General features: G+C 53.6%; 31 protein-coding genes and 1 tRNA gene. 16 read left to right on the plus strand and 16 right to left on the minus strand.

What is annotated here, in order from left to right:
* The first annotated feature begins 115 nt into the window (after positions 1-115).
* Complete coding sequence (locus ACR9EC_RS09620) at positions 116-706, plus strand: hypothetical protein (protein ID WP_435299015.1); 591 nt, start codon at positions 116-118, stop codon at positions 704-706.
* 181 nt (positions 707-887) lie between these two features.
* Here ACR9EC_RS09620 and ACR9EC_RS09625 read toward each other — a convergent pair whose 3' ends face one another.
* Genes ACR9EC_RS09625 through ACR9EC_RS09640 form a run of 4 tightly spaced genes read right to left on the minus strand, consistent with a single transcriptional unit; the run spans position 888 to position 4,703 of the window.
* Positions 888-1,685 carry an ABC transporter ATP-binding protein gene (locus ACR9EC_RS09625; protein WP_435299016.1) on the minus strand — a complete coding sequence of 266 codons (798 nt, stop codon included), beginning with the start codon at positions 1,683-1,685 and terminating at the stop codon, positions 888-890.
* A complete protein-coding gene (locus ACR9EC_RS09630) occupies positions 1,685-2,686 on the minus strand; it encodes a FecCD family ABC transporter permease (RefSeq protein WP_435299017.1) in 1,002 nt (333 codons plus the stop codon). The genes ACR9EC_RS09625 and ACR9EC_RS09630 overlap by 1 nt, the downstream gene beginning before the upstream one ends.
* Complete coding sequence (locus tag ACR9EC_RS09635; RefSeq protein ID WP_435299018.1) at positions 2,683-3,681, minus strand: FecCD family ABC transporter permease; 999 nt, start codon at positions 3,679-3,681, stop codon at positions 2,683-2,685. Before ACR9EC_RS09635 ends, ACR9EC_RS09630 begins: the two co-directional genes overlap by 4 nt.
* Positions 3,678-4,703 carry an iron-siderophore ABC transporter substrate-binding protein gene (locus tag ACR9EC_RS09640; RefSeq protein WP_435299019.1) on the minus strand — a complete coding sequence of 342 codons (1,026 nt, stop codon included), beginning with the start codon at positions 4,701-4,703 and terminating at the stop codon, positions 3,678-3,680. Before ACR9EC_RS09640 ends, ACR9EC_RS09635 begins: the two co-directional genes overlap by 4 nt.
* A gap of 105 nt (positions 4,704-4,808) precedes the next feature.
* On the opposite strand from ACR9EC_RS09640, the gene ACR9EC_RS09645 reads away from it, so the two are divergent.
* From ACR9EC_RS09645 to ACR9EC_RS09665, 5 genes are all read left to right on the plus strand, one after another.
* Positions 4,809-5,783 carry a siderophore-interacting protein gene (locus tag ACR9EC_RS09645; RefSeq protein WP_435299020.1) on the plus strand — a complete coding sequence of 325 codons (975 nt, stop codon included), beginning with the start codon at positions 4,809-4,811 and terminating at the stop codon, positions 5,781-5,783.
* A gap of 170 nt (positions 5,784-5,953) precedes the next feature.
* Entirely contained in the window at positions 5,954-6,430 is a 477-nt protein-coding gene (locus tag ACR9EC_RS09650) for an SRPBCC family protein (protein ID WP_435299021.1), read from the plus strand.
* A gap of 46 nt (positions 6,431-6,476) precedes the next feature.
* The gene (locus tag ACR9EC_RS09655) at positions 6,477-6,848 is read left to right on the plus strand and encodes a thioredoxin family protein (protein WP_435299022.1); all 372 of its coding nucleotides are present in this window, start codon (positions 6,477-6,479) and stop codon (positions 6,846-6,848) included.
* 5 nt (positions 6,849-6,853) lie between these two features.
* Positions 6,854-7,108, plus strand: a complete 255-nt coding sequence (locus ACR9EC_RS09660) for a hypothetical protein (RefSeq protein WP_435299023.1) — start codon at positions 6,854-6,856, stop codon at positions 7,106-7,108.
* Positions 7,080-7,625 (plus strand): hypothetical protein, encoded by a 546-nt coding sequence (locus tag ACR9EC_RS09665; RefSeq protein WP_435299024.1) that lies wholly within the window; start codon positions 7,080-7,082, stop codon positions 7,623-7,625. Before ACR9EC_RS09660 ends, ACR9EC_RS09665 begins: the two co-directional genes overlap by 29 nt.
* Here the strand turns inward: ACR9EC_RS09665 and ACR9EC_RS09670 are convergent.
* Positions 7,547-8,044: a VOC family protein gene (locus tag ACR9EC_RS09670; protein WP_435299025.1), complete on the minus strand. Its 498-nt coding sequence runs from the start codon at positions 8,042-8,044 to the stop codon at positions 7,547-7,549. The genes ACR9EC_RS09665 and ACR9EC_RS09670 overlap by 79 nt on opposite strands.
* Positions 8,045-8,168: 124 nt before the next feature.
* Here ACR9EC_RS09670 and ACR9EC_RS09675 point away from each other — a divergent pair, with 124 nt between their 5' ends.
* Positions 8,169-9,122: an ABC transporter ATP-binding protein gene (locus ACR9EC_RS09675; protein WP_435299026.1), complete on the plus strand. Its 954-nt coding sequence runs from the start codon at positions 8,169-8,171 to the stop codon at positions 9,120-9,122.
* The gene (locus tag ACR9EC_RS09680; RefSeq protein WP_435299027.1) at positions 9,119-9,874 is read left to right on the plus strand and encodes an ABC transporter permease; all 756 of its coding nucleotides are present in this window, start codon (positions 9,119-9,121) and stop codon (positions 9,872-9,874) included. Before ACR9EC_RS09675 ends, ACR9EC_RS09680 begins: the two co-directional genes overlap by 4 nt.
* Before the next feature lie 55 nt (positions 9,875-9,929).
* On the opposite strand, the gene ACR9EC_RS09685 is transcribed toward ACR9EC_RS09680, so the two are convergent.
* Positions 9,930-10,793: a D-hexose-6-phosphate mutarotase gene (locus ACR9EC_RS09685; RefSeq protein WP_435299028.1), complete on the minus strand. Its 864-nt coding sequence runs from the start codon at positions 10,791-10,793 to the stop codon at positions 9,930-9,932.
* 228 nt (positions 10,794-11,021) lie between these two features.
* Between ACR9EC_RS09685 and ACR9EC_RS09690 the strand changes: the two genes are divergently transcribed.
* A complete protein-coding gene (locus tag ACR9EC_RS09690; RefSeq protein WP_435299029.1) occupies positions 11,022-12,017 on the plus strand; it encodes a CAP domain-containing protein in 996 nt (331 codons plus the stop codon).
* A 65-nt stretch (positions 12,018-12,082) separates the two neighbouring features.
* Here ACR9EC_RS09690 and ACR9EC_RS09695 read toward each other — a convergent pair whose 3' ends face one another.
* Positions 12,083-13,645 carry a choice-of-anchor A family protein gene (locus ACR9EC_RS09695; RefSeq protein WP_435299030.1) on the minus strand — a complete coding sequence of 521 codons (1,563 nt, stop codon included), beginning with the start codon at positions 13,643-13,645 and terminating at the stop codon, positions 12,083-12,085.
* 690 nt (positions 13,646-14,335) lie between these two features.
* Here ACR9EC_RS09695 and ACR9EC_RS09700 point away from each other — a divergent pair.
* Positions 14,336-14,408: transfer RNA gene (locus ACR9EC_RS09700), tRNA-Ala, on the plus strand.
* A 47-nt stretch (positions 14,409-14,455) separates the two neighbouring features.
* On the opposite strand, the gene ACR9EC_RS09705 is transcribed toward ACR9EC_RS09700, so the two are convergent.
* The 3 genes from ACR9EC_RS09705 to ACR9EC_RS09715 are packed head-to-tail and all read right to left on the minus strand — an operon-like array spanning position 14,456 to position 15,904.
* Positions 14,456-15,097, minus strand: coding sequence for a class I SAM-dependent methyltransferase (locus ACR9EC_RS09705; protein WP_435299031.1), 642 nt, complete (start codon positions 15,095-15,097; stop codon positions 14,456-14,458).
* A complete protein-coding gene (locus ACR9EC_RS09710; protein WP_435300644.1) occupies positions 15,090-15,527 on the minus strand; it encodes an FAD-dependent oxidoreductase in 438 nt (145 codons plus the stop codon). The genes ACR9EC_RS09705 and ACR9EC_RS09710 overlap by 8 nt, the downstream gene beginning before the upstream one ends.
* Complete coding sequence (locus ACR9EC_RS09715; protein WP_435299032.1) at positions 15,524-15,904, minus strand: FAD-dependent oxidoreductase; 381 nt, start codon at positions 15,902-15,904, stop codon at positions 15,524-15,526. The genes ACR9EC_RS09710 and ACR9EC_RS09715 overlap by 4 nt, the downstream gene beginning before the upstream one ends.
* A gap of 80 nt (positions 15,905-15,984) precedes the next feature.
* On the opposite strand from ACR9EC_RS09715, the gene ACR9EC_RS09720 reads away from it, so the two are divergent.
* Complete coding sequence (locus tag ACR9EC_RS09720) at positions 15,985-16,542, plus strand: helix-turn-helix domain-containing protein (protein WP_435299033.1); 558 nt, start codon at positions 15,985-15,987, stop codon at positions 16,540-16,542.
* Between the two features lie 7 nt (positions 16,543-16,549).
* On the opposite strand, the gene arsM is transcribed toward ACR9EC_RS09720, so the two are convergent.
* Positions 16,550-17,335, minus strand: coding sequence for an arsenite methyltransferase (arsM, locus tag ACR9EC_RS09725; protein WP_435299034.1), 786 nt, complete (start codon positions 17,333-17,335; stop codon positions 16,550-16,552).
* A gap of 85 nt (positions 17,336-17,420) precedes the next feature.
* On the opposite strand from arsM, the gene ACR9EC_RS09730 reads away from it, so the two are divergent.
* Together ACR9EC_RS09730 and ACR9EC_RS09735 are read left to right on the plus strand one after the other, a co-directional pair.
* Positions 17,421-17,795 (plus strand): ArsR/SmtB family transcription factor, encoded by a 375-nt coding sequence (locus tag ACR9EC_RS09730; protein WP_435299035.1) that lies wholly within the window; start codon positions 17,421-17,423, stop codon positions 17,793-17,795.
* Positions 17,796-17,818: 23 nt separating this feature from the next.
* On the plus strand, positions 17,819-18,280 hold the full coding sequence (locus tag ACR9EC_RS09735) for a hypothetical protein (protein ID WP_435299036.1): 462 nt from the start codon (positions 17,819-17,821) through the stop codon (positions 18,278-18,280).
* Here the strand turns inward: ACR9EC_RS09735 and ACR9EC_RS09740 are convergent.
* From ACR9EC_RS09740 to ACR9EC_RS09750, 3 genes are all read right to left on the minus strand, one after another.
* Positions 18,270-19,532: an MFS transporter gene (locus tag ACR9EC_RS09740; protein ID WP_435299037.1), complete on the minus strand. Its 1,263-nt coding sequence runs from the start codon at positions 19,530-19,532 to the stop codon at positions 18,270-18,272. The two genes, ACR9EC_RS09735 and ACR9EC_RS09740, sit on opposite strands and share 11 nt — an antisense overlap.
* Positions 19,529-19,972 (minus strand): hypothetical protein, encoded by a 444-nt coding sequence (locus ACR9EC_RS09745; RefSeq protein WP_435299038.1) that lies wholly within the window; start codon positions 19,970-19,972, stop codon positions 19,529-19,531. Before ACR9EC_RS09745 ends, ACR9EC_RS09740 begins: the two co-directional genes overlap by 4 nt.
* A gap of 288 nt (positions 19,973-20,260) precedes the next feature.
* Complete coding sequence (locus ACR9EC_RS09750; RefSeq protein ID WP_435299039.1) at positions 20,261-21,166, minus strand: LysR family transcriptional regulator; 906 nt, start codon at positions 21,164-21,166, stop codon at positions 20,261-20,263.
* Positions 21,167-21,256: 90 nt separating this feature from the next.
* On the opposite strand from ACR9EC_RS09750, the gene ACR9EC_RS09755 reads away from it, so the two are divergent.
* Together ACR9EC_RS09755 and ACR9EC_RS09760 are read left to right on the plus strand one after the other, a co-directional pair.
* Entirely contained in the window at positions 21,257-22,351 is a 1,095-nt protein-coding gene (locus tag ACR9EC_RS09755; RefSeq protein ID WP_435299040.1) for a YeiH family protein, read from the plus strand.
* A gap of 90 nt (positions 22,352-22,441) precedes the next feature.
* A complete protein-coding gene (locus ACR9EC_RS09760; protein ID WP_435299041.1) occupies positions 22,442-22,801 on the plus strand; it encodes a VOC family protein in 360 nt (119 codons plus the stop codon).
* A gap of 71 nt (positions 22,802-22,872) precedes the next feature.
* Here ACR9EC_RS09760 and ACR9EC_RS09765 read toward each other — a convergent pair whose 3' ends face one another.
* Together ACR9EC_RS09765 and ACR9EC_RS09770 are read right to left on the minus strand one after the other, a co-directional pair.
* Positions 22,873-23,274, minus strand: coding sequence for an arsenate reductase ArsC (locus ACR9EC_RS09765; protein WP_435299042.1), 402 nt, complete (start codon positions 23,272-23,274; stop codon positions 22,873-22,875).
* Positions 23,275-23,370: 96 nt separating this feature from the next.
* Complete coding sequence (locus ACR9EC_RS09770; protein WP_435299043.1) at positions 23,371-23,676, minus strand: metal-sensitive transcriptional regulator; 306 nt, start codon at positions 23,674-23,676, stop codon at positions 23,371-23,373.
* A 235-nt stretch (positions 23,677-23,911) separates the two neighbouring features.
* On the opposite strand from ACR9EC_RS09770, the gene ACR9EC_RS09775 reads away from it, so the two are divergent.
* Complete coding sequence (locus ACR9EC_RS09775; protein ID WP_435299044.1) at positions 23,912-25,621, plus strand: FAD-dependent oxidoreductase; 1,710 nt, start codon at positions 23,912-23,914, stop codon at positions 25,619-25,621.
* Positions 25,622-25,686: the final 65 nt, after the last annotated feature.

The raw sequence follows: 25,686 nt of genomic DNA on the forward strand, positions 1-25,686 counted from the left end.
TTAGGCGCGCGCAGGAGCGCTTGTTATGTTGGTCAGGCTCTGTAATAGTCGTAGCCGTGAACATCAGTGAAAAGATCCCTGAAGTCAAAGTTGATAAAAATGCGCAGAACGCGACATGAGCAATGAAATAAACTCAGTAGATTCATTCGCTTTGCATGCTTGGGTGGATGAGAGCATGCGCACAAAACACGTCTCAGAACCGATCTATATGCTTGGTGCATGTATAGCCGATCCGTTGTCGTGCGAGGATATTCGCGAAAACCTTCATAGGCTGCGCAAGAAGGGCCCTAAACTGCATTGGCGGGAGATGGACAATGCAGCGAAAAAGAAGTCAATAAACCTTCTTAATCGGATCGATGTAGCTCATATGGTGGTGGTCGCCGCGCCTATGGATCCTCGTCGCCAAGAGCGAGCGCGTGCTAAGTGTTTAGAACGGCTTCTCGCTGAACTGGGAGAGGTCGGAGTCAGCTCTGTATTTCTTGAAAACCGTACACAGTCACTTAATGATAAAGATATGCGTCTCATAGAGAACCTGCGTGGACGTAAAGCAATGCCACGTACTTTGCGGGTTTACATTGAAGTGCCTTCAAAAGAACCAATGCTTTGGGTGCCAGACCAGATACTTGGCGCACTTGGGGAAAGCGAAGCAGGAAATAAGCAGTGGGCTGAGCGATTGTTTGGAAATATTACTCGGCACGATATTTAATGACTGCTATTAAACGCGAAAGCCAGGTCCCGTCATATGGCGGGGATCCTGGCTCTTACTTCCCAGCCTCCCAGCAGGAGGTGGGCTAACTCCATGGAACCGCACTATGTGTATCGTGTCAAGGTCAAGCCTAAGAACTGCACGTTCCAGAGAACACAGATTCTAAGTTTATGCTTTGCTGTTATTGGCGGTTTTTGACTGTGACGACAGGTGAGCCGGTTTGTGAGTCACTCTCGATGACACAGTCGATACCAAAAACCGTGGATACGAGTTCAGCGTCGAGGACATCGTTGGGTGTTCCAGCGCGAACGATACGGCCGTGATGCATGACAACAAGGTGTGAAGCGTACCGGGCGGCCTGGTTGATGTCGTGCAGTACGGCAACGACTGTGCGGTGTTGTGCGCGAATGTCTTGGCATAAATGAAGTAACTCGATTTGGTGGGCGAGATCTAGGAATGATGTGGGCTCGTCGAGCAGTACGTAGTCGGTTTCTTGCGCTAAAACCATGGCTATCCAGGCGCGTTGTTGTTGCCCGCCAGACAGTTCGGTGAGTGGTCGCTGGGCGTAGGGTGCTACACCTGTCGCATGTAATGCGTGGTCGATGACCGCAGCATCGTCGGGGTGGGTGCGTGTGAGTAGGGAATGGTAGGGGTGTCGTCCACGGGCGACGAGCTCTTTCACTGTGAGTGACTCGGGCGAGATGGGATGTTGCGGTAGTGATGCGACGTGTTGTGCAAACTTTTTGGGTCGAATGTTCCACACGTTTTCGCTGTTCAGGGATACTTCGCCAGAGAGCGGACGCAGTGTGCGCGCGAGGGTTTTTAAAACGGTAGATTTTCCGCAACCATTTGGTCCAATAATTGCGGTGAACTCTCCGGCAGGCACAGAAAAGTTGAGGTTCTCGCACACGGTTTTTCCGTGATAACCGAGTTGCCCGCCGCTGATATGTAGTCCGGTGGCGTTGTGTTGTTCGTGCATTAAATTTTGCCTTTCGCCTGTTCGTGGATGAGCAGGTAGCCGAGGTATGCGCCACCGATTCCTAGGGTGATGACTCCAACGGGTAGCCCTTTAAGCGGCGGAAAGTGTTGGGCGACGAGGTCTGCGAAGGTGAGCAAGAGCGCGCCAGTTAAGCCTGACGTACACACGTTGATGTGTGAGGTTTTGGTTGCTTTGCGGGCGATGTGTGGGGCTGCTAACGCAATGAATGCGATGGGGCCGGCAATGGCGACGGCGCTTCCTGCTGCTATGACAGACAAAAGTATGGCGTAAGTGCGGGTGCGTGCAGGGTCAACGCCGACGCTTTGCGCTGCGTGGTCTCCCATGTTCAGGAAAGTGGCGTTGGTGCTGAGGGCAAGCGATGCGGGTAGTACGACTGCTAGCGCGCATACTCCGATGGTGATGTCTTGAATGTTTGATGCGTTGAGGGACCCGACGAGGTATGCCGCTAGTTGTGAAGCTGATTCGCGTAGTTGGGTGCTCACAACGTATTCGGTGATTGCGTAGGCCAGTGCGGCAACGCTAATACCCGCGATGATGGTGCGGTGTGGGGATGTGAAGCCTCGTCCTGTCGATATGAAGACGAGGAGTGTGGCAAGTCCTGCCCCGGCGATAGCCCCGAATGCGGTGGGCAAGGTAGGGAAGGCAAGAACAGAGATTGCTGCGCCTGCTCCGGCGCCTGCTCCGAGCCCAATAACGTCGGGGCTTCCTAAGGGGTTGTGGGTGACGCTTTGAAAGAGCGCACCGGAGATGCCTAGTAGTGCGCCAGCGCACAGGGCGGTTGCTAGGCGGGGTCCGCGTAATTTTTCGAACACGAACGCTGTTTTTCCTTGTGTTTCGCCGAGGAAAGCGGCAGGTATGTCGTGGAAGGGGATGCCTAGTTTTCCGAGTGTGAGTGTCGCGAGGGCGGTTATGAGGAGCAGTAGTAGCGTTGCGGCAACGTATATACGGGTGGCGCGTGCGCGGGCGGCTGGCGTTGTCATCGGGTAGCCCATCCTCTGTTGACTGCGTAGAGCAGGAAGGGCGCACCGATGAAGGCGGTCATGATGCCGGTTCCGATTTCTTCTGGGCGGGCGATGACCCGTCCTACCGTGTCGGCGAGGAGCAGCAGCGTTGCCCCAAGGATTGCGGTGATGGGCAGCAGCCAGCGGTGATCCCAGCGTATAAACGATTTGGCTAAGTGCGGGACGACGAGCCCCACGAACGCGATTGGGCCAACTGCTGCTGTTGCGGCTGCCGCGAGGGATGCCGCGGCGGCGAGGGCGAGCGCCCTGACAAGAGTGACGCGGGTTCCTAGGGCTGCTGCGACGTCGTCGCCTAGGGAAATGTTGTTGAGGGAGGTGGCGAGGAGTGCTGCAAGAACAAAAGCGGCAGCGATGATGGGGGCAATAGCAACGGTGATGTCGGTGTCGCGGCCACCAAGTGAACCGATAACCCAAAACCGAAACGAGTTGAACACGGCAGGTTTGGTCAAAATAATGGCTTGAATGTATGCGCTCAAAATCGCCGAAATGACAGCGCCGGTGAGGAGCAGCGTGATGATGCTTGCGGTGCCGGTGCGTGCGCTCACGGCATACACCACAACCGCTGTGAGGCCGGCCCCGACGAGGGCCACCCAGATGGAGTGTGTGCCAATGCTGGAGCCGGTGACTGCCGCCGCTGTAACGACTGCGGCGGCAGCACCAGAAGATATTCCTAACAGTCCGGGGTCGCCGAGTGGATTGCGGGTAATCCCTTGAATGATGAGCCCAGAAACGGCAAGTGCCGACCCGCACAACACGCCCATGATTGTCCGGTTTATTCGGGCGTCGAACACTCCGGTGATGTGTGGGTTGCTGACGCCGTTGAATGCGTCGATAGCGTCACGTAGCGTGGTGATCTTCCCGCCTAACAGCACGCTTGCGAGGATGGCGAGCGTAAGCCCCACACAAGCGATGATGAGGACTATCGGTGGGGTGAGGCTTACGCGCGTTTTCATTTCTTGGTTTTCGCTAATGCTTCGTCGACGAGTGGAACGAAACGTTCGAGTGCCCATGGGACGGTGAGTGGGTTGATGATGGATGATCCGGTCACGAACGGCTGGTCTGTCGGTGCGACGATCGCGCCTTGAGCTATAGCGGGAATCTGCTGGTATAGCGGTTGTGCTTCAATTTCTTTTTTGTTTTGTGGGTCTGAATAGAACGTGAAAATGAGGTCTGAATTGGCGAGCTTGTCGGCGTTTTCTAATCCGATGAGTGCCGAGTCGGTGCCTTCAACCTCGTATTCGCGTAGTTCTGCGACGACTGGGTCGACGGTGAGGCCGAGCGCGGAAACCATGGCTACGCGTTGTTCAGTTTCAAAGAATACGCCGAGGCTGCCCGGGCCGGTGTTGTAAATGTAGGAGAACGTGACGTCTTTGTATTCGTCGCGGCCTGCTTCAGCTAGTTGGCTGTTGAGGTCGGTGATGAGCTGTTCGGCTTCTTGGGTTTTGCCTAGGGCTTTACCGATCACCTGGATTTGCTCTTGCCAGGTGATGACCCATGGCTCTTTTTCGTAGGCGACGGTTGGCGCAATATCGGCGAGCAGGTCGTATTGCTCTTGGGTGACACCCGACCATGGCGCGAGGATGAGGTCTGGTTCGAGGGCGAGAACCGCTTCAATATCGAGTTCGGTGCTTCCGGTGAACTGTGTTGGAAGCTCTGTGCCTTGCTTGGTAATAGCTTCGTGGATCCATGGAAGGTAGCCGGTGTCGTCGCTACCCCACGGGTATTCTTCGACGCCGACGGGCGTGGTGCCGAGGGCGATGACTGTTTCAGCGGATCCCATACCGAGGGTGACCACGCGTTCTGGCTGTTCGGTGATTTTGGCGGTGCCAAGCGCGTGTTCGATGGTGACGGCTTCAAATTCGGGAGAACTTGTTTGTTTCGCGGCCGTTGAGGAGTCAGAGCAGCCGCTGAGCGCTAATGCTCCAGCGATGAGTAGTGCGGCCGCGGTAAGTATTTTTGGTCGTCTTGTGTGCATTTTATGGTTCTTTCCTGAGTGTGTGCAGGTCAAAGCATCATAGGCAAAGTTAGTGTAGCCTATCCTAAGTTGACATAAATTCACAGGCTCAAGGAGTGGCTCTACATGAACAGTGCAACAATGACGCTTATGGACAGCGAGGTGCACTACCCCTCATACCGGCCCTACCATGCGCACGTCGTATCGGTCACCCAACTAAGCCCCCACTTCACCCGAGTACGATTCACCGGACCAGAATTCAACCACTTCGCCGAACACGCACTCGACCAACGCGTCAAAATCGTCTTCCCACACACCCCAAACTGCTACACCGACCTCGGACTCGACAACGAAGAATCACTCATCAAAGGCGACTGGTACGAACGCTGGCGAGCCCTCCCCGACGACCAACGCAGCCCATTCCGCACCTACACAGTGCGCACCATCAACGCCGCCACCAAAACCCTCGACATAGACTTCGTCATCCACCACGACCACAACGGACCAACAGGCCCCGGCGGCGCATGGATCCACACCGCACAACCCGGAGACACCGTCATCATCGTCGGACCAGACGCCCGCAGCAGCCACTCCCACATCGGCATAGACTTCCGCCCCGGAACAGCCACCAACATCCTCCTCATGGGCGACGAAACCGCCGCCCCAGCAATCGCCGGAATCCTCGAAAAACTCCCCACCCACATTCACGCAACAGCATTCATCGAAGTACCCGCCACCGAAGACACCCTCGACATAACAACCCACCCCCACACCACCATCACCTACCTCCCAAGAAACGGCCTACCAGTAGGAACACTCCTCCTACCTGCCCTACACGAATGGGCAGACAACAACCAACACCTCGTCAAATCCGCGCGCTCGCAGATGCCCCAGCCTTTAGAGGACATCAACGTTGATGCAGAACTTTTATGGGAATCACCAGAGGTTGAACAAAGCACGGGTTTGTATGCGTGGTTGGCTGGTGAATCAAGCGCGATTAAGCGCATGCGACGATACTTGGTCTCTGAATTAGGGGTGGACCGCAAGCGAGTTGCGTTCATGGGGTATTGGCGTGCTGGTCAGGCAGAACGCATCTCATAACCCAAAATTTCTAAGAGAATTTGCGTGCTGTCGCTGCTCTGAATAGCGAGGGTTTCCCTGTTGCGTGTGCGGTGCGTCAGACGTAGCGTGACTAGTGGGGGCAGGCGGCTTGCCCGCGCTTTTTTCGTGGCTTTTTGTCGTCGTAGCCTTTGAGCCTATGGGGGTAAGAAATGTCTGATGTTGTGTTTAAACGATCCGGCTCCACCGTTGTTGCAACCGTGGTTTTTCAAGCACCAGCTGAACGTGTGTGGGAAGTGTTTTCTGACCCGCGTAAATTAGAGCGCTGGTGGGGTCCGCCCACATGGCCTGCAACGTTTAGTCGTTACGAGTTTCAGCCGGGCGGAGAAGTTCGGTATCACATGACAGGCCCAGATGGTTCGGAAGCTCACGGCTGGTGGCGCATTAACGTCGTGTCTTTTCCACGACTTGAATTCATTGATGGTTTTTCTGATGCCGAGGGCATGCCTGACTTGAGTATGCCCACCAATAACACCAAGGTGGAACTTATCGACGAGGGTGATACCACCACGGTCGTTTTCACGAGCCAATATGACTCGGAAGACAGCCTGCTTCAGGTCCTTGAGATGGGTATGGAAGAGGGCTTCACCTTAGCGGTGGGGCAAATACCTTCACTGCTTGAGGTGTGACGGGAAACCACTTGCCACAGGATACCCCTGGGGGTATCTTCGTTATGTGGCTACTATCGACATCACCAAGGAAAATTTCCGCTCACAGATCCCCGACAGCGGAATCGCGCTCATCGACTTCTGGGCGGAATGGTGCATGCCTTGCAACCGCTTCACGCCTATCTATGAAAGCGCAGCACAACGCCACCCAGACGTCGTGTTCGGTAAAGTCAACACAGACGAACAACAAGAACTCGCAGCAGGATTCAAAATCAGGTCAATCCCCAGCCTCGTTGTGTTCCGCGACGGTGTCATCATGTACGAAAAAGCCGGAATCCTCAACGGACGGCAACTCGACGCCCTCATCGAGAACGTCAAAAACACAGACATGCAAGCAGTACAAAACACCATCAGCACTACGCTCTCGCACAATCAGTAGCGCCCATGTGTTCCACAACAACCGCAAGCGTCCCTGAACGAATCCTGCGCGCAGTCGTCGCTCTCATGGTGTTCGGTGTTGCGCTTGAATCACTAGCGCAGCCACTCCTCGCAATCCCGCTCCTTGTACTTGTGGGTGTACTCGTCGTCTCGGTTTTTACTGGACGCTGTTTCCTGCCCATGAACGCCGCATGTTCCGCCCCGCCCCAGCACATTAAAGATGATGAGCAGCATGACAACGCCACCCACAAACACGTCTAAACAACTCGACACACTGTTTAACCAAGCAGGTGTACAACCTTTACTTCCAAAGCGGGTCAACCTCGTCACACGGATGGCCCGAGAGCTGCGCTTGTGGGAGACGCGGCGTTGGATTGTTGCCGCACTAACAAGTGCGGCAACAATCCTGATGGTTGGAATCCCAACGGTTTTAATACCCAACCCATGGTTTGGCCGAGAAATACCACCAACCGCGTGGGCGTGGCCAGTACTCATCGCAAACGCAGTGCTTGCCGGTCTAGTGGCTGCCACCTATGTGCGTCGAAAAGATGCAACAATGCCCGACGAAAAAGGCGGCAAACTAGGCATGCTCGGCGGGTTCGTAACGTTCTTTGCCGTGGGCTGCCCCGTCTGCAACAAACTAGTTCTGCTAGCACTGGGATACAGTGGCGCAATCCAATTTTTTGAGCCGATTCAGCCCTACCTCGCGGGTGGAGCAATACTGCTTCTCGCGTGGGCTTTCATCGCACGAGTCAGCAAAGAATACAGCTGCTCTTGATCTAGCTTTTCGCTAACGAGGATGTTGACGTACCATATGATGCCGAACTTATCGGTGAACATGCCAAAACGGTCGCCCCATGGTGCATCAGCGAGCGGCTCGATAACGTTCCCGCCTTCACTTAAGCCATTGAAATATCCGGTGAGACCGTCGACGTCATCACCAGAAAATGACATGCCGATGCGAGACGGGGCGTTTTCGGTAACGTCATCAGGCATGTCTGATGCCATGATGACATGTCCATGTTCCGTGATGAGTTGACCGTGCATGATTGCATCGTCTTCACCGCCGCCGGGAATACCTGGGTATTCGCCATACGTGGTAAGTGTGAGTTCACCGCCGAGTACTGACTGATAGAACGTAAGTGCTTCTCGTGCTTCGTTTCGGTACGAAATGTACGCGTTGAGGTTAATAGTCATGCGGGCTAGTCCTCTGCAACTAGAAGAGTTACAAAAGCCGGATTGCTTCTGTTCTCAACACATTAGTGAACCCCACTGACACTCGCCCTTTCTAACTGCCCTAGTTACACGGCAGACTATTGACATGGAAAAACATAAGCCAGCGGTTGTGCTGAGTGCTGTGCATAAAGAATTTAAAGCAGCCCACGGCATAGTAAAAGCTGTAAACGGCGTAGACGTGACTATTGAGCGCGGTGAAATAGTTGCTTTCTTAGGTCCGAACGGCGCGGGTAAAACAACCACAATCGACATGATTTTGGGTCTTACCGCACCAACGAGCGGCTCAATTGAAGTGGGAGGTGACCTCCCCAGCAAGGCGGTATCGGATGGGAAAGTATCGGCAGTCCTGCAAACTGGAGGACTACTCCGAGACCTCACAGTAAAAGAAACACTCCAAGCAATAGCGTCACTACACAACAAAAGTTCAGCAATAGCTGACATCGTAGAAAAAACAGGTTTAGCGCCCTTGCTAGATCGACGAGTGTCTAAATGCTCGGGTGGAGAACAGCAGCGTTTAAAGTTTGCTTTGGCGCTCCTGCCCAACCCTGAACTTCTCATTCTCGACGAACCCACAGCAGGCATGGATGTGAATGCGCGCCGCGAATTCTGGGCCACCATGCAAGCGGACGCGGCAGCAGGACGCACAATTATCTTTGCAACGCATTACCTCGAAGAAGCAGAACAGTATGCGCAGCGCACAATACTCATTAACCAAGGTCGCATCATTGCCGACGGTGCAACAGCGCATATACGAAGCATCGCCTCAGGGCGCGTCGTTTCCGCGTCCTTCCCTGAAACACTCGACCACGCGACGGTAACTGCCCTAGAAAATATTGAAGGGGTCGTTAACGTGGTTGTTCACGCAACACGAGTAAAAATTACTGCCAGCGACTCCGATGCTGTCGCGTTAGCGCTGCTCACCACATTCAACGCGCACGATGTAGAAATCTCAGCACAAAGCCTAGAAGCAGCTTTCGTGAACCTCACCACTGAAGAACAAGACTCTGGAGAAAACACAGGTCAAGGAGCTGCACTGTGAACGCAACATACATTCGAATAGATCTTATTCGGCAACTCCGAGACTTCGGAAACATCACCTTTGTCATTGCCATGCCCGTGGTGATGTACATGATTTTCGGCGCTTCGTTTTCTATGGGCGACGAAATGTTTGGCAACGGCAACATCAAGTTTTACACCATGGTTTCTATGGCGTCCTATGGTGCAGCTTTAGCGGCTACTTCGGTTGCAGGTACGGCGGCCATTGAACAAATGCAAGGGTGGGGCCGACAGGTTGGTCTTACCCCGGTGACCAACCGTTCTGTTGTAGCAATGAAAGTTGTTGTAGCGCTGATCGTCACAACCTTTGAAATTACGATACTTTTTATCGCTGGATTACTCACTGGTGCGAAAGCTGACAGCCCAGCCATCTGGATATCAAGCTTCTTGATTATTTTGGGCGGTGCAACGTTGTATGCGTTGTTTGGTTTTGCCGTTGCGATGCATTTTAAATCTGAATCAGCGTTAAGCGTGGCAACAGGTGTGCTGGTACTGATGGCTTTCCTCGGAAACGTGTTTATGCCTTTGACCGGAACAATGCTGCAGATGGCACACTTCACTCCGCTTTATGGTTATGTCGGGTTGGCGCGGTGGCCACAAATTGAAGGTGCATTAGCCCCACCAGCTGAGGGCTTCGACGAGATGTGGATGCTGCTTGCTAACTTCGTTGGTTGGTTTATTGTGTTTGCTGCTGTTGCAGTCGTGAGCGTACGAAACGGTCGCTCACGTCAATAAAACGACGAAAGCCGGGCATCAACAGAATCGTTGATGCCCGGCTTTGTGCTGTCGATCAGATACCGAAGACAGTGTAGGTTGCAGAAATAGTGTGGCTTGCGCCTGGCTGAATGGTGATTGCGTCGTCGCCAATATTTGCAGACTCAACACATACAAACGTGCGCCATTCGTCGTTGCCGAGATCTTTCATGGCAGCAGCACGCTCAGACCAAGGATTCCAGACGACTGTTGCTGCTGAGTTTGCCTTTTCTATTTTGATGAGGCGTTGCAACTCTTTATCAATGATGGTTGTGGTGCCTCGTGAGGAGTACACACGGTCTGTTTCGCCGGTGAAGGTTACTGCTTTATGGGTGGGGCGTACGTCGTCGTCGCCGGTTACGGAGTCTTCATATGGTGCCATCTCGAGGCCGGTGATTTCGACCTGGGTGATGTCTCCAACTGCAAAGTAGGTGTGTAGCGCTTCTTCGTAGAGGAAGGCTTCCGTGCCTGTGTTGTGCATGGTGAGAGAAACATGCAGCGAGTCTGCAGCAAATGTGGCTGTATATGTTGCTTCGAAACTGTTGGGGAAAAGCTGTGCGCCGTCAGTTTCACGAACGTCATCGTTATTGAGCCCTAATTCGATGGTCCATTCGCCGACTGGTGTTTCTTTTTCTCGTAATACACGCCAATTTGCGAGCCTACCGAAGCCGTGGCTTGGAGTCATCGTTCCGGTGTGGCCGCGACCAAACCACGGCATGCATAAAGGAATGCCGCCACGAATTGCTGTGCCAACTCCGTATCCCGAGTCTTTGGAGACAAAGAGAACTGGACCGAATTCGGGCGTATCCCAGCGCGTAATGTGTGCTCCAGCGCTATGTATTTCGAAGGTCCCTGAAGGAGAGATAAGGGTTTTTACGTCATCGGAGTTCTGGCTTGTCATAGCTCTATTCAATCTTGTTTCTGGTTTCGATGCTTGTTGTGAATACTACAAAAATGGCTTAACTGTGACTCAGGTCACGTTAATCGCATTACCGCTTGTCGTTAACGGGTTCCTTGGTATCTGGTAGACCAACTTTTAAAGATTATGTGAAGGAAGGGCTTCAGTTTGTAAAAAGAGGTGCCGATCCCCCTCAGTAGGAGAATAAAACTACCCATCGGGGGATGCAGCATGGAAGCAGCATGGCTTAAAAAGAGTATTGGCAGCGTCGCTACGCTCGCATTAGCCGCCACACTGGTAATCGCAACTCCAGTGCCAGAGTCCGCACACGCAGCAACAAGCACAAAAACCGCGCAAAAATACGACAAAGATATTGTTTCGATTTTTAACGCAACCAACGCTGTGCGTGCAAAAGCTGGAAAAAAGAAACTGAAATATGACGTCCGCGTGACTGTCGTTTCATATGACTGGTCATCAAAAATGGGGCGCAACAACGCCTTCAAGCACAACCCGTCATATTCCAAGCAAATCCCATCCGGATGGTCCCGCGCAGGTGAAAACGTTGCATATGCGTGCGGTTACGGCAGCAAATCAGCGCAAGTCATCGCAAACAACTGGGTCAAATCACCTGGCCACTACAAAAACCTCGTTGGAGATTTCACATCCATCGGCATCGGCGTGTACTGGATTGACGGGTGCATGTACGCCACCCAAAACTTCGCAAAGTACAAGAGCCCCAAGTCATACGCTTTGCCAGGAACAAAAGTAGCGACTTCAAAGAGCAAGTCCACCGTTTCGGCGAACTACTCGTACAAGTACAAGTCACAGCTCAAGGCAGCAAAAACAGCGTCATCAAAGGCTGCAAAAGCGAAAAAATCTGCAAGCTCGTACCGCTTTACTGCAAAGAAAAACTTGGCCAAAGCTAAGAAATACGCCTACGCCAAAAAAGCAACCAAGAAAACAAAAGCAACGTACAAGAAAGCAAAATCTGAGTACAACAAAGCGGTTGCAGATTACAAACGAACCTCAACTGCTGCGAAAAAAGCGAAGTCGGCTTACTCAAGTGTGAAAAAGTACGCAAAACGTGGCACTACTTCTAAAGTAAAGTCATATACTACAACTGCGAAAAAGCAGGCCACGAGAGCTTCTTCGTACAAAAACAAGACTAAAGCGCACATGAAAAAAGTCTCTAAGCATACAAGCTCTGCAAAGAGATCAATGCGCTAAAAAGACCGCCAGGGCAGATGCGCCTGTGACCGTACCTCATGGAACGGTCACAGGCGCAAATGTTTTTAGCTTTGGCGACGAGCTCGGGCGATGAACGCTCCACCAATTCCGATCAAGGCGAGGCATGCCGCACCGAGAGCGATGAAGAGTGGGTTAGCACCGGTTTGTGCGAGTTCGTTGTCGGACTTTGAACCTTCAGCGTTAGGGAAGTCAGTTGCTTCAGGGTTCTTTTCAATTGTTTCGCCGAGAACCTCAACAGTTGGTGTTGGCTGTGGCTCTTGGGTTGGAAGAGTTCCGCTGTCTGTTCCAGGCTCGGTAGGCTCATCTGTTGATTCGCCCGGTTCCGACGGCTCAGTTGGCTCTGATGGATCCGTTGGTTCAGTAGGTTCGCCTGGCTCCGAAGGGTCAGTTGGCTCGGTTGGCTCTGGCTGTACTGGCTCAGTTGGCTCGCCTGGTTCCGACGGCTCGGTTGGCTCTGGTTTTGGTTCAGGTTCCGAAGGCTCAGTTGGTTCGGTTGGCTCTGGTTTTGGTTCAGGCTTTGGCTTGTCGACGCAGTCGAATGGTTCTTCGCCGATCCATGGGTATGAGTGCTGTTCGTTGCCTTGCTTGTGAACAGTCAAGTCACCGTTCACCCATACACGACCATTTGTGGACGAGTTGAGGGAAACATCAGCTTTGTAGCTTGGTACAAGCCACGAACCTGGAACTTGGTAACCGGCTTTACCCGCACCACCGATAGTCACATCGTGGAATGAAGAATCCAAGTTCCACAAGACGCGGCTGGAAATGTTGCCGAAGGCTTCTGCACGTAGATCTACAACGTTTCCGTCGTTCAAGAACGAAGTGAGGTCGAGTGAGAACTTACCGTTGGTGTCATCTTGGACGTTGATGACGATTGGGTCAGCTGTGCGAGCGTTACCAACGAAATCGATTTCAAGGCCGCGTGCTTTGTTGATCTTGGATGCAGGGATACTCACCACAGAGGTAGAACCCTTGTACGTGAAAGGAATCGTCAAGCGGTTGTACGACAGTTCGTGTCGTGTGTTGGTTGCGCGCTTGCTGAGTTTCTTTGATTCACGTGTGATTGTTTTTGGAAAGTTTTTCCATTGTGCTGTGGCACGTGAACCGAGGTTCTGTCGGACGGTTCCCGTACCTGCGTCGTAGCGTCCGCTAATGGTTCCGCCAACTTTCGCGGAACCGCCGGTGATGCCTTGTGATGCGAAGCCCAGGCCGATGTGCAGGTTGGAACGGATGTCTAGTTCATCGCCAACTGCAAGCATGACTGCATTGTTTTCTGGGACGATGAGTGACCCGCCGCCAGCTGTTCCTACGTTGAAAAGCGAAGAGGAGATGGTTGCGTCGTCAAGGACGACAAGTAGTCCTTCAGATTCTGAAGCGGTTGTCTCGTAATCGTCACCAACAAAGACGTTGACGTTGGTGTCTTTAAAGATTTTGTTGGTTGAAGGTGTTCCAAGACCTGGAACATAACCATCTTTGGGGCAAGCGCATGATGAATCGTATTTTGGGCCTGCAACGGCTGAGGTGCCTACCGTCAGAGGGAAAGCGAAGGCAACAGTCGCTGCGACTGCAAGGGCGCAACGGCGCGCAAGAGTTGTGTAGCTGGGCATTATGCTCCCGGGATCAAAAGTTCGGCCTGGCGGACCGGCGAGTGAAGAATAATGTAAAGGTCTTTACTAAAACGGACTTTAGATCTGGAAACTTTTGGACGTAAGGGGCTGAACTCCCCTATCTACTAGGCAAAATAGATTTTGAAAAAGGCAGGCAATCTGCATCGATTGCCTGCCTTGAGCGCAAAAACCTACCTGCTGGAATTAATTCAGCGAGTAGAAGAAATGCGATATGTGGCGTAGTTTCGCGTTTTTTGCCACGCAAATTTTTATATGTTTTGCCCTGGTGTGCGACGCGCTTTTAAAGGTGGCGAAAGTTGCCAAAGGCTCGCAAGGGAGAGACGCTCATCACTCGCATTACTCAACTTCAGTGGAGAAGTCACCATCGTGGAAAGTATCGTTGCTCGACTAGCGGACGCTGTTTGACGTGCCTGGTATCGAGAATCAAAGACGAGACCGGCAGGTGCAGACGAATATGTGGGGGATAGCAAGGGGACTCCGTGGGGGCGGTAGTGTTAAGAACCTTTACCAAAACGTTAGATGATTACGTGATCCGTGACTAGATTCGCCGCATTAAAAACAAGGTGAAAACAGGGCAATGTGATGCGGTTAACGCTTCTGAAAGTTTTATGAAAGCCCATCACTGACGTACGATTGATTGTCGCTGGTCAGTACAACTAGTGAATGTACGGGGCTATGGCGCAATTGGTAGCGCACCTGCTTTGCAAGCAGGGGGTTAGGGGTTCGAGTCCCCTTAGCTCCACAACATAAGAAAACGAAAAGCCACGCTTACGAGCGTGGCTTTTCGTTTTATTGGGCTGTTCGTCGAACGAAAACGATGCTGTCGGTTAGGGTTCCGGGTGTTCCGTCTGGCCCTGTGGTTTCTCGGGTGTGTGTTTCGCAGGTGATGATGTCCCATGTGGTGGGGTCGAGGTTGAGTGCGGTCACGTCGTCTTGTGGTGTTGGGAATGCGTGCTGGTGTGTGTGTTCGGGTGACGCCCATGGGGGTGCGTCTGCGTGCGCGACGACCAGCATGTACCCGTTTTCGGCAACGAAGCGTGTTGCTCGGTGCAAGATTTTTTCGCGGGGTATCAGTGCAGGCCACGAGTGTAAAAATGATGCTGTGACAAGGTTGTAGCGTTCCGTTGTGTCCCATGTTGTGAGGTCGGCGGCTTCAAACTGTAAGGACGAGCCTGGGATTCCTGCCTGTGTGGCGGCTTGGCGTCCGCGGTTGACTGCTGTTGGTGATAGGTCGATACCGGTGACTGTCCATCCTTGCTGTGCTAGCCATACTGCGTCGCCGCCTTCGCCGCAGCCTAGGTCTAGTGCGCTACCGGGTACCAACCTAGATACGACATCGACTAGTGGCTTGTTTACTCGTCCTGACCACATGTTGTTTGATGATGCGTAGCGGTTTTCCCAGTATGTGGCTGGGTTGTGTTCGTCAAGCATGGGTGGTTTCCTCTGCTAATGCGAAATCTTCGGTGACGAGTTCGCTGTTTACTGCTCCTGTGCTGAGTGTTCCTGCGCCTAATGCGACGGGGACGGTTGCCATGGGGGCGATGACGTTGCCGGCAGCCCAAATGCGTGGATGGCTGGTTTTCCCTACTTGATCAACTTTAAGTAGGGAACCTCCGTGGGGTGTTGTGGTGCGGTCAAGGTTGAGTGAGGTGAGGAAAGCATCGTTTGGTGTCATTGTTGGTGCGGCAAAAAGGGCATCTAGTTTTATGGTTGTTCCGTCGCTGGTGCGGACTGTCATGGTGTGGTCGCCGTGATGGGTTATGTCAATGACGGGTGAGTCGACGAGGGTGATGCCGCGAGCATGTAGACGATTTTTGGTTGACGCGTCTAGGGGGCCTAAGCGTGCGGAAAAAACGGTTATGGGCCGGGAATGTCAGGTAGGCGGTCTGTTACTCCGCTGGCCACGATGAGTGTTCGTGCTTCATGTGTTTCGCCGTGGGTGAGTTGAACGCGTAACCCGTTGGGGATGTTTTCGACGTGTTGGATGTGTCCGGAGGCGAGATGAACACCGTAGCTGCTTGCTTCGCGGCGGCCTGTGCTGAGGAGGTCAGCGGGTGAGGACCCTTCGTGTCCGAGGGCTCCGTGCATGTCTTGTGCGAAACGGTTTCGTGGGGTGTGTGAGTCGATGACTAATGTTTTTCGTCGTGATCGTCCGAGTAGTAGGGCTGCGGATAGTCCTGCGGCGTCGCCACCAATGATGATTGTGTCCCAGTCTGGCGTAAAACGCGTGCTCTTCATGAGAATTATTCTCAGGTAGTGTTGGATGAAGTGGCAACAAAAATTGCGGAAATAGCAAACCCTTGAAATGGATCGCGCATATGGACAAGGAACTTGCACAAGTAGGGGCCCGTTTGCGTGCTGCTCGCATAAAGCAAGGCATGACGCTTGCAGAACTTGCCACACCTGCAGGTATATCCGTGAGCACGCTTTCTAGGCTGGAATCAGGTAAGCGGCAAGCTAGTTTGGAATTGCTGCTTCCGCTTACCCGAAAGCTCGGTATCCGTATTGATGACCTGTTGTCTCCGCATGTCGTTGACCCGAGGGTTCGTCGTCCTAAGGTGCGCCGCAACGGGCTGATTATTACTCCGTTGGCGCCTGAAGGATCGCCAAACCATACGTACAAAATTACGTACCCGCCAACAGCCACTCTTCCGCCGTTGCGCGTGCACGACGGATACGAGTGGCTGTATGTGCTGACAGGGAAACTGCGTCTTCGGTTAGGTGAGCAAGACATCGTGCTTGAGCGTGGCGAAGCAGCAGAGTTTGATACTCGTGTCCCACACGCAATGTCGGCTGGGGGTGGCGCGTCTGCGGAGGTGATCAGCATTTTTAATGATGCTGGAGCTCGCATGCACACCTACATGTCCGACGAATGAGGTTTTGTTAGTGTGCGGGCTTGCTCGCTTGGATGGTGGCGGAATGTATTCCGTCAGTTACTTGGTGAGTGAATTCGACGCTTACGTGCGTGAAACCGGCGGCGTTTAGCCCTGCAACGTATTCGCTGTGCGATAACGATCCGGCAATGCAGCCGACGTATGGCCCGCGTTCTGCGCGTTCTTGCGGCGATAGGTGATTTTCGGCGACCACGTCAGAGACGCTGACTCGTCCGCCGGGGGTGAGAACACGGAACATTTCAGAAAGCACGGTTGGTTTATCTGTGGAGAGGTTGATGACGCAGTTTGAAATAACGACGTCAACGGACCCGTCTGGTAGTGGAATGTCTTCGATGGTGCCTTTGAGGAACTCCACGTTTGTGGCTTGTGCTTGTGCCGCATTTGTGCGCGCTAATTCCAGCATTTCATCGGTCATGTCGACGCCGTATGCGAAGCCTGTTGGGCCGACTCGTCGTGCAGAGAGTAGAACGTCGATTCCGCCGCCTGAACCTAAATCGAGGACTCGTTCGCCTTCTTTAAGTTGCGCGATTGCTGTGGGGTTTCCGCAGCCCAGGCTTGCTTCAACAGCTTTTATGGGTAGTTCTGCGGCTGTGTCGTCGTTGTAGAGTGTGACACCAAAAACTTGGGCGCTGGTAACGGGGGTGTTGCAGCATGAGCTGCTTTGTTCAAGGAGGTTGGCGTTGGCTGTGCCTGCGTGGACGGCGTTTGCTGCTTGGGCGTAGCGTTCGCGTACTTGTTCGCGTAGTTCATTGTGGGGTGTTGCGTTGGTGCTCATGGTGCTCCTTTGCAGTGAAAACGATCGACGTATCGATACTCATCGATGTATCGATGAATGTCAATATGTCTGGCAGAATGGAAACATGACCACCTCGCCTCCACCCCGCACTGCCGAGAAAACAGGATGCTGCTCACCACTGCTTAACGGAACGCTCAACACCGACGAAGCAAGCAAAATCGCGCGAATGTTTAAAGCCCTAAGCGACCCAACACGAGTGCGACTGCTCTCAATCATTGCCGCACAAGCCCAAGGAGAATCCTGCTTATGTGACCTCACTGGACCTGTAGGGCTTGCGCAACCGACCGTGTCGCACCACATGAAGCAGCTCGTCGACGCAGGGTTTGTCACTCGTGAACAACGCGGAAAATGGGCGTACTACACACTCGTCCCAGAGACCCTCACCGTGCTGAGTGAAGCCCTCAACCCGCATCGCCTACAACAACAGGACGCCCATTAAAACAGTTCATTGGAGCACCCCTGATGTCAGACCTTGACCGGTTACTTGCGGCCGAACAGCAGCAAGTGGAAGACTTCATTCGCTTGTATAAAACACCTGAACTTGACCTACAGGTGATGGTGAACCATCGATGGAATATGCAAGAAGGGCTTGCTCATATCGTGGCCTGGCATGAAAGTTTTGCCCGCAACCTTAGCCTTCTGGCACACCGTGAAAAGCCGCAGCCGCCACGAGGGACGCTACGACAAGTGAACCGTGAAGGGGTGCTTGCACTGCGTGGACTTAACGTCGATCAGTTGATTCGTCGGTTGCGTAAAGCGCAACGGCTCATAGAAAAACACATTTTCGACGAGTCAATTACGTTAATCCCGTACCGCAAGCCCGGTACTAGCTATACCCCTGCGCAGCACCTGGACGTGGTGCGGAATCATATTCGTCACCACTTTTGGGAAACCATAGACATCTACGTTGCGGCTAAAAAGTAGCGCGTTTTTGGGCGAGTAGTGGGAAGAACCCGCAGGCAGCAATGACTGTTGCTACAGCAATAATCCACGGGTAACTAATGACCCCTAAAAGTGCCGCCGTTGCTGCCGAAATAAGGACCTGTGGCACGTTAAAAAGTACATTCATTGCGGCCCCGCCTCGACCCTGCATGTTGAGTGGAAGTTCAAGTTGCCGCAACGTAATCGTTGCCACCATAACCAGCGGCATCGACATTCCCAGTAGTGAGATGGCGGCGGCCACAGCTATCGCGTTAGGTATGGCCAATGCAGCAAACGAGATGACAAACCCTGCAACACCAATGGCCATTGTTGTGGTGTAGCCGAACCTCTTTAAAATTCGTGAAGCGTTCAAACCGGCGATAACAGCGAAAACGCCTTGAATGGAAATGAACACAGATAGCATTTCCGGCCGCAGGCCAAGCCCCGTATCAAGAATGGGGAAGATGAGAGCGTTAAGTGCACCACCAGCGGCAACAATGAATGTGAGTGCGATGGTGAATCTCCACAAACGTTTGCGGGTATAGATTTCGTGGAATCCGGCTACTGCCGTGCGTAGCCAATGTTCTTGCGACGACACATCGTTGCGGGTCTCGGTAATCGGTAGCGAAGCCATAAAAGCAGCGCTGCCAAGGAATGTTAACGCCGTGATGATCAAGATTGGTTCGATGCCCCAGAGTGCAAATGCACCCGCGGCTGCAAGCGGAGCAATAATGCGGAGCCCTTGATCGATGCTGCCAAAGAGCCCATTGGCTGGAGCGAGTAGGTGCTCGGGGAGAGTGTCTCGAAGTAGACCGCTTTGAGCGGCAGCATTCACGTACGTGGCCATCGAGTACAGCAGTGTCGCGGCATAAATGAGCCATAGATCAGAAGGATCTTTGACGAATAGAAGACTGAGGACAACTAGCGCGATTGCGGTGTCCGTGACGATAACAAGCCGTTTTCTGGAGAGTTTGTCTGCCATGAGCCCGAAAAGTGGCGCAAACAGTGCGGGAATCCCGACCAAAATAAACACGGAAGCAGCAAAGACATCCGATCCGGTGAGGGTCTTTACCCAGATGCCAATGGTTAAAAAGAGTGCGGAGTCCCCAACGTTTCCAATTGTCCATGCGGTGAGTAGACGCCGGTAGGCAGGGATTTTTAACGCCTCGCTGGTGGAGCCGAAGTGTGCGGTTTCGTCGGACGGTAAAACCTGCATTGCCGCTGGAGTGGGTGGACGTTCTGGAGCGTTAGTCACGAGTTCTCCTCGGCAGAATGGTCTGAGTTGGATGGGGAAGTGAATGCGTTAAGTTCGGGTGTTGCTGCGAGGAAATAGTGGTTGCGCAAAGCGTCTACGGGGCGCTTATCAGGGTCAATGTTTCGCTCACGGTAGTCCTCAACAAGATCCATGATGTTTGTGAGGAGTTGGTCGTGTTCGTCGTCAGTAAGCCATAACGACATTTGGGCAAGTAACGAACGGTTGATAGCTCGTTCGGGCAGGGTGGGAGCTGCCGCAAGAAACGTGTTGAGGCGGTCTGATACTTGGGTGACGACAGCAGTTCCGAGAGCCGAGATCGCGGGGAGTGATTCTGGGTTGCTCGGGTCAAACGTTTGCGTTGTGTCGCGGTGCGCAGCCTTCCAGGGGCGCTGTTTGGCGTCTTCTGATTCGGCGCGAACAATAAAACCGTGTTTTGCCAAGGTGCGCAGATGGAAAGAGCAGCAGCTACTGATTCTTTTATTGCTTCGGCGCATTCGGTTGCTGTTGCGTGTGGGACTGATCCTAGGTACCCCAAAAGTGCGAGCCGGATGGGGTGCGCGAGTGCACGGATACGGGTGGGGTCGTTGGTGATATCAGCAAGGCTGCCGGCTTGTGTGCCGTGAGGCGTGGGATCGTCCATAACCTCACACTAAATGCTAAAGAACTCTTTAGCAAGACTTCTTTAGCATTTTTTATGATGCTGATCCACGCGTCCACACAAAGAAGAATTAACGAGCAATAACCTCAAGCAACAACCGTGCAGAAGCGCTCAAATGATGTAACTGACCGCTCCACACAGCAGACAACGGACGAGACACAGGGGTAGGGCCAAACCGCACAACATGCACCCTCTCCAACGCAACATCATCGCTCACCGCCCGCAAACTCATAACCGTCGCGGCAATACCCGCCGAAACAGCAGAACGAATCGCAGCAGACGTACCCAACTCAAGTGCAGGAGCCTGTGCCGTCAAACCCGCCTCAGCAAAAGCCCGCTCAAGGGTTTTCCGCGTACCACTCCCAGCCTCACGCAACACCAGCGGCAACGCGGCAACCTCGTCAAGAAGCACATAATCCTTGCGAGAAGACCACGGATGGTTAGGCGGCACAACCAACACCAACTCATCCTCCACCAGCGGCGCATGATTGAGATCCGACGGCAGATCAGGAGTCTCCACAAAACCAATACTCACAGCACGCTGGCGCACCAACTCAATGACATCGCGCGAATTTCCAACATGAACAGCCACCGCAGCACCAGACTGATCGGCCTCATTTAATGCCACAAGCCACTGCGGAACAAGATGCTCAGCAATCGTTTGCGACGCACCAATATCAAGATGTTCATTACGGCTTGTGGATAACGCCTCAATCGACTGCCCCAAACTATGCGCCGACTCCAACAAGCGATCAATAGCAGGCAACAACGACAACCCAGCCGCCGTTAACGCAGTGCCACGAGGTGAACGAACAAAAAGTTCTGCACCAACCAGCCCCTCAACGCTACGCATACGCGCAGAAACCGCCTGCTGCGAAACACCCCACTCCTGCGCAGCCCCAGAAAAACTCCCATGATGCACAACAGAACGCAGCATCAACAAAGCAGAAATATCTGGAACATGAGTGAACTGCACAAGTCACCTAACCGGGTACAAGAAAAAGTTGTGACCTATCAATTCTAGGCACTCTACCCAGAACTATGCAGCCACCACACAATAATTAATATGCCGACACAAGGAAAAGCAGGCGCACCCGCACGCCTCACCATCACAGGAGTCGCCACCCCCATACTTATCGCCGCAACCGCGACAATCCTAGGGCGCTACACCCCCGCAGTAGGCGCAGTGCCATGGGCGCTAGGACTAGGAATGGTTATCGCAGCGATACGCCCAGCCCGCGCTTCGTCAACCCCCAGCTACACCTTCGTCTCGACGACACTGCTCCACGTAGCCATCGTGCTGCTAGGCGTTCGGCTATCCCTCACAGACGTTGCCACCCTCGGGCTCGCAACACTGCCAGTCATGCTCACCACGCTCGCCGTATGCCTCATCGGCGCAACACTGCTCGGCCCAATCCTCAAAATCTCACGCAAACTCACCACCCTCATCGGAGTAGGCACCGGAATCTGCGGAGCAACCGCAATCGCAACCATCGCCCCCATAATCGGGGCAACCGCAGTCGAAATCTCATACGCGGTATCAGTCGTGTTTATTTTCAACATCGCTGCACTCATCGCCTACCCCATCATCGGTCAACTACTGAACTACGACGCCACCCAATTCGGCATCTTCGCTGGCACCGCAGTCAACGACACCTCATCAGTTGTCGCCACAGCCGCCGCCTTCGGAATCACAGCAATAAACGTCGCCATAGTCGTAAAACTCGTGCGCACCATCATGATCGTGCCCATAAGCATGGCCCTAGCAGCCAAGGAAGCCCGCGCAACCGAGCAGCACACCCACAAAGAAAAGCACCACACCACGAACACACACGGGACCACGACAATACACGCGACAACCACACAACAAAAACTACGTGCACTACCCCAAAAAATCGCACACAAAGCACGACTCATACCAAAATTTTTAGGACTATTCCTCGTCGTCGTCGCAATAAACTCCACAGGACTCATCCCAGACGGCATCGTGGCACCAGCCAGCGCACTATCCACATTCCTTATCGCAGCCGCAATGAGCGCAATCGGCCTACAAACACATTTCGCCGTCATGAAAACAAACGGAACACGACCACTGCTCCTCGGCGCACTACTCTGGGTCCTCGTAGCAGCAACAACCATCACCATGCTCGCCCTGACCTGATGGTTTTGAGGAAAGTGTCAGATAAGAGATGTAGGCTCACAATGAACCCACGCATAGGAGCGTGGGAGGTGGAAATCTCTTGGAGGAGACATGGCGCGATTAGGAATGGTCACCCTCGACAGTGCAAATGCGCGTGCACTAGCTGCATGGTGGGCAGAGCAACTCGACGGCAAACTAGTTGACGAATACGACGGAGAATACTGCATGGTCACAGGAGGGCCAATCGTCCTCGGATTTCAACAAGTTTCCGACCCCACCCCAGGAAAAAACAAAGCACACTTCGACCTCACAGCGAATGACAGTGAAGGCGGACGCACAGGCCTCGTCGCAGCATTTGTAGCAAGCGGCGCCAAACATATTGCAACACGCGGCGAAGAACTGTCATTCCAATGGGACGTCCTAGAAGACCCAGACGGAAACCAGTTTTGCATCGCAGACCATTTTGAATAAACACAACAGCACGGGGTTGGCATGCCTAAACATGCCAACCCCGTGCCTGTATGAAACGCGCCGGTGTAGAACTACACCAAAGACGCAATAAGTTCCTCAACGCGCGCTTTAATCTCATCGCGGATCGGGCGAACCGCCTCAACAGACTTACCGGCAGGATCCTCCAAAACCCAATCCTCATAACGCTTACCCGGGTAGAACGGACACGCATCGCCGCACCCCATCGTAATAACCACATCAGATTCCTGAACGGTCGCATCACTCAGACGAGTCGGAATCGCCTGACTAATATCGATGCCAACCTCAGCCATCGCCTCTTGCGCGGCAGGGTTAATCGCATCTTTAGGTGCCGAACCCGCTGAGAACACGCGGACCTTATCCCCAGCAAGCGCTCGCAAAAAGCCAGCGGCCATTTGTGAACGTCCCGCGTTGTGTACGCACACGAATAAAACAGTGGGTTGAGTTGTGCTCACAGCGTTTTCCTAACCTCGAAAAGAAGTGTTTCTGCCACGTTTATATCACTGCGAAGTTACGTGCAGGTGGCCAATCGTTGACTTTTGGGTGCGAGGTTACGACAGCGTCAAAAAGAGCTTTTCAAGTTCGTCAAGGGTTAAGCCTTGGTTGCTGCCTTGTTCGCCGTCAGGGTTGAGGCCGCCTTCAGGATCCATGACGCAGTCTTTCATTGCAGAAGAAATGATTGCGAAACCGGCTTTATCTAACGCTGATGACACGGCAGAAAGTTGTGTTACAACGTCTTTGCATCCTGCCCCGCCCTCAAGGTTTGCAATAAGTGCTGTTAGTTGCCCGTTGGCTCGTTTGAGCCGGTTGACGATGCGTTTGCGGGCGGCAGCTGCTTCGGGGGATTCGTAGTCCATGAGGGGTCCTTTCGCTTGCGCGGATACAGGCATGTTGTGCGATGCGTTGTATGGGGGTGATGCGTGTTGGCGCGTTGTGTTCTTTCGTAATTGTTACAGGATTAATCAGGCTGTGACGTCTGTGTTTGCGTCACGGGCTTGACTCGATGCCATGTTGTGATCTAAATCTAGTATCCAGAATATACCCCCGGGGGTATATTGGGAAGTGGATAGAGACCACATCACTGGAGAAAACATGACCAACACATCGCCCAACACCATCGACCGCCTCGTCATCGTTGGCGGAGTCGCAGGTGGCATGAGCTCCGCAGCACGAGCACGCCGCCTCGCCGAAAACACCGAAATCATCGTCCTAGAACGCGGCGCAGAAGTCTCCTTCGCAAACTGCGGACTGCCCTACTACGTCGGCGGAGAAATCCAAACCGCCGACAAACTCCAAGTCCAAACCCCACAATCACTCAAAGCATCCCTCAACCTCGACGTGCGCACCCACTCAGCAGTCACCGCACTCGACCCAAACACGAAAACCGTCAACGTTAACGGACCAGAGGGGCCATACACACTCACCTACGACGCACTCGTCCTCGCCCCCGGCGGAATCGCAGCAACACCACCCATCGTAGGAATCGACCAAACACCACGCGTCAAAACACTACGCACCGTCCCAGACGCCATCGACATGCGAAACATCGTCCAACAAGGCGCCAAAAACGCAGTAGTGCTCGGAGCCGGCTTCATCGGACTAGAAGCAGCCGAAGCCCTCGCGCACCAAAACCTCAACGTAACCGTGGTTGAACTCGCACCGCACGTACTGCCACCACTCGAAGCAGAACTAGCAACAATCGCAACCCAAGAACTACAACGCCTAGGCATGACAGTCCGCGCCGGAGTAGCAGCCAAAGAAATCGAACACCACGACAGCCACGACACCGTCGTCCTCAGCGACGGCACCCGCATCGACGCAGACCTCATCGTCCTATCCGCAGGCGTCAAACCAGACACCGACGTATTCGCACACGCAGGAATCACAACAGACCGCGGCGCAATCATCACCGACGAACACGGACGTACCAACCAGCCACACATCTACGCAGTAGGAGACGCCACAGTCTCCACCCACGCAACCACCGGAACACGTAGGCCAGTAGCACTCGCCGGACCAGCAAACCGAGCCGGACGACTCGTCGCCGACTACATCTTCAACCCAGAAACCGCGCGCAGCCTGCCACAACCCAAAGCAACAGCCATCGTGCGCGTCGGCGAATACGCCATCGCAATGACCGGAGCAAACAGCCGCGACATCCAAGCCGCAGGCATCAAACACCACTCCGTTCACCTGCACCCGCTCAACCACGCAGGATACTTCCCCGGCGCTGAAAACATTGCACTCGTCGTCCACTTTGAACAAGAAACAGGACGACTGCTCGGCGCCCAAGCCGCAGCAAAAGACGGTGCAGACAAACGCATTGACGTTATCGCAACAGCGATTCGTGGTGGCCTCACCATCTCAGACCTCATCGACCTAGACCTGTCATACTCCCCACCATTCGGCCAAGCAAAAGACCCAGTCAACCTAGCCGGCATGATGGGCGACAACGTCATGAACGGTGCAGTCACCCTGTGGTACCCACACGAACTCGATGACGTACGTGACTCAGCGCTCTTACTAGACGTACGCGGCCCAGGAGAATTCGCAGGCCGACACGTTCCAGGCGCCATCAACATCGCACACACAGAACTGCGCGAACGTCTCGACGAAGTCAAAGAACTAGCAGCAGGCCGCCCAGTGCGCGTGATGTGCCACTCCGGTATGCGCTCATACCTTGCGCACCGAATCCTTGACCAAGAAGGATTCGACTCCGCAACCCTCTCTGGTGGAATGCTTAGCCTCTCCGCGTGGCTGGGCGACAAAGCCGCCGGCATCCTCACACACTCACAAGCATAAATAAACAACAAAGTTAGGAAACAAAAAATGTGCCGTCCAGTTTCATGCAAAAGCTGTGGAAAAAC

Origin of the sequence: Timonella sp. A28, from assembly GCF_051200815.1 — a bacterium.
Classification (GTDB): Bacteria; Actinomycetota; Actinomycetes; order Actinomycetales; family Cellulomonadaceae; genus Timonella.

Coding starts and splice junctions, on each gene's coding strand:
- arsM (WP_435299034.1), bottom strand. CDS start 17,335: ATGAGCACCAACGCAACACCCCACAATGAACTACGCGAACAAGTACGC.
- ACR9EC_RS09630 (WP_435299017.1), bottom strand. CDS start 2,686: ATGACAACGCCAGCCGCCCGCGCACGCGCCACCCGTATATACGTTGCC.
- ACR9EC_RS09735 (WP_435299036.1), top strand. CDS start 17,819: ATGTCAGACCTTGACCGGTTACTTGCGGCCGAACAGCAGCAAGTGGAA.
- ACR9EC_RS09770 (WP_435299043.1), bottom strand. CDS start 23,676: ATGGACTACGAATCCCCCGAAGCAGCTGCCGCCCGCAAACGCATCGTC.
- ACR9EC_RS09640 (WP_435299019.1), bottom strand. CDS start 4,703: ATGCACACAAGACGACCAAAAATACTTACCGCGGCCGCACTACTCATC.
- ACR9EC_RS09645 (WP_435299020.1), top strand. CDS start 4,809: ATGAACAGTGCAACAATGACGCTTATGGACAGCGAGGTGCACTACCCC.
- ACR9EC_RS09720 (WP_435299033.1), top strand. CDS start 15,985: ATGGACAAGGAACTTGCACAAGTAGGGGCCCGTTTGCGTGCTGCTCGC.
- ACR9EC_RS09695 (WP_435299030.1), bottom strand. CDS start 13,645: ATGCCCAGCTACACAACTCTTGCGCGCCGTTGCGCCCTTGCAGTCGCA.
- ACR9EC_RS09685 (WP_435299028.1), bottom strand. CDS start 10,793: ATGACAAGCCAGAACTCCGATGACGTAAAAACCCTTATCTCTCCTTCA.
- ACR9EC_RS09690 (WP_435299029.1), top strand. CDS start 11,022: ATGGAAGCAGCATGGCTTAAAAAGAGTATTGGCAGCGTCGCTACGCTC.
- ACR9EC_RS09675 (WP_435299026.1), top strand. CDS start 8,169: ATGGAAAAACATAAGCCAGCGGTTGTGCTGAGTGCTGTGCATAAAGAA.
- ACR9EC_RS09705 (WP_435299031.1), bottom strand. CDS start 15,097: ATGCTTGACGAACACAACCCAGCCACATACTGGGAAAACCGCTACGCA.
- ACR9EC_RS09715 (WP_435299032.1), bottom strand. CDS start 15,904: ATGAAGAGCACGCGTTTTACGCCAGACTGGGACACAATCATCATTGGT.
- ACR9EC_RS09755 (WP_435299040.1), top strand. CDS start 21,257: ATGCCGACACAAGGAAAAGCAGGCGCACCCGCACGCCTCACCATCACA.
- ACR9EC_RS09660 (WP_435299023.1), top strand. CDS start 6,854: ATGTGTTCCACAACAACCGCAAGCGTCCCTGAACGAATCCTGCGCGCA.
- ACR9EC_RS09625 (WP_435299016.1), bottom strand. CDS start 1,685: ATGCACGAACAACACAACGCCACCGGACTACATATCAGCGGCGGGCAA.
- ACR9EC_RS09665 (WP_435299024.1), top strand. CDS start 7,080: ATGACAACGCCACCCACAAACACGTCTAAACAACTCGACACACTGTTT.
- ACR9EC_RS09650 (WP_435299021.1), top strand. CDS start 5,954: ATGTCTGATGTTGTGTTTAAACGATCCGGCTCCACCGTTGTTGCAACC.
- ACR9EC_RS09670 (WP_435299025.1), bottom strand. CDS start 8,044: ATGACTATTAACCTCAACGCGTACATTTCGTACCGAAACGAAGCACGA.
- ACR9EC_RS09760 (WP_435299041.1), top strand. CDS start 22,442: ATGGCGCGATTAGGAATGGTCACCCTCGACAGTGCAAATGCGCGTGCA.
- ACR9EC_RS09635 (WP_435299018.1), bottom strand. CDS start 3,681: ATGAAAACGCGCGTAAGCCTCACCCCACCGATAGTCCTCATCATCGCT.
- ACR9EC_RS09775 (WP_435299044.1), top strand. CDS start 23,912: ATGACCAACACATCGCCCAACACCATCGACCGCCTCGTCATCGTTGGC.
- ACR9EC_RS09730 (WP_435299035.1), top strand. CDS start 17,421: ATGACCACCTCGCCTCCACCCCGCACTGCCGAGAAAACAGGATGCTGC.
- ACR9EC_RS09620 (WP_435299015.1), top strand. CDS start 116: ATGAGCAATGAAATAAACTCAGTAGATTCATTCGCTTTGCATGCTTGG.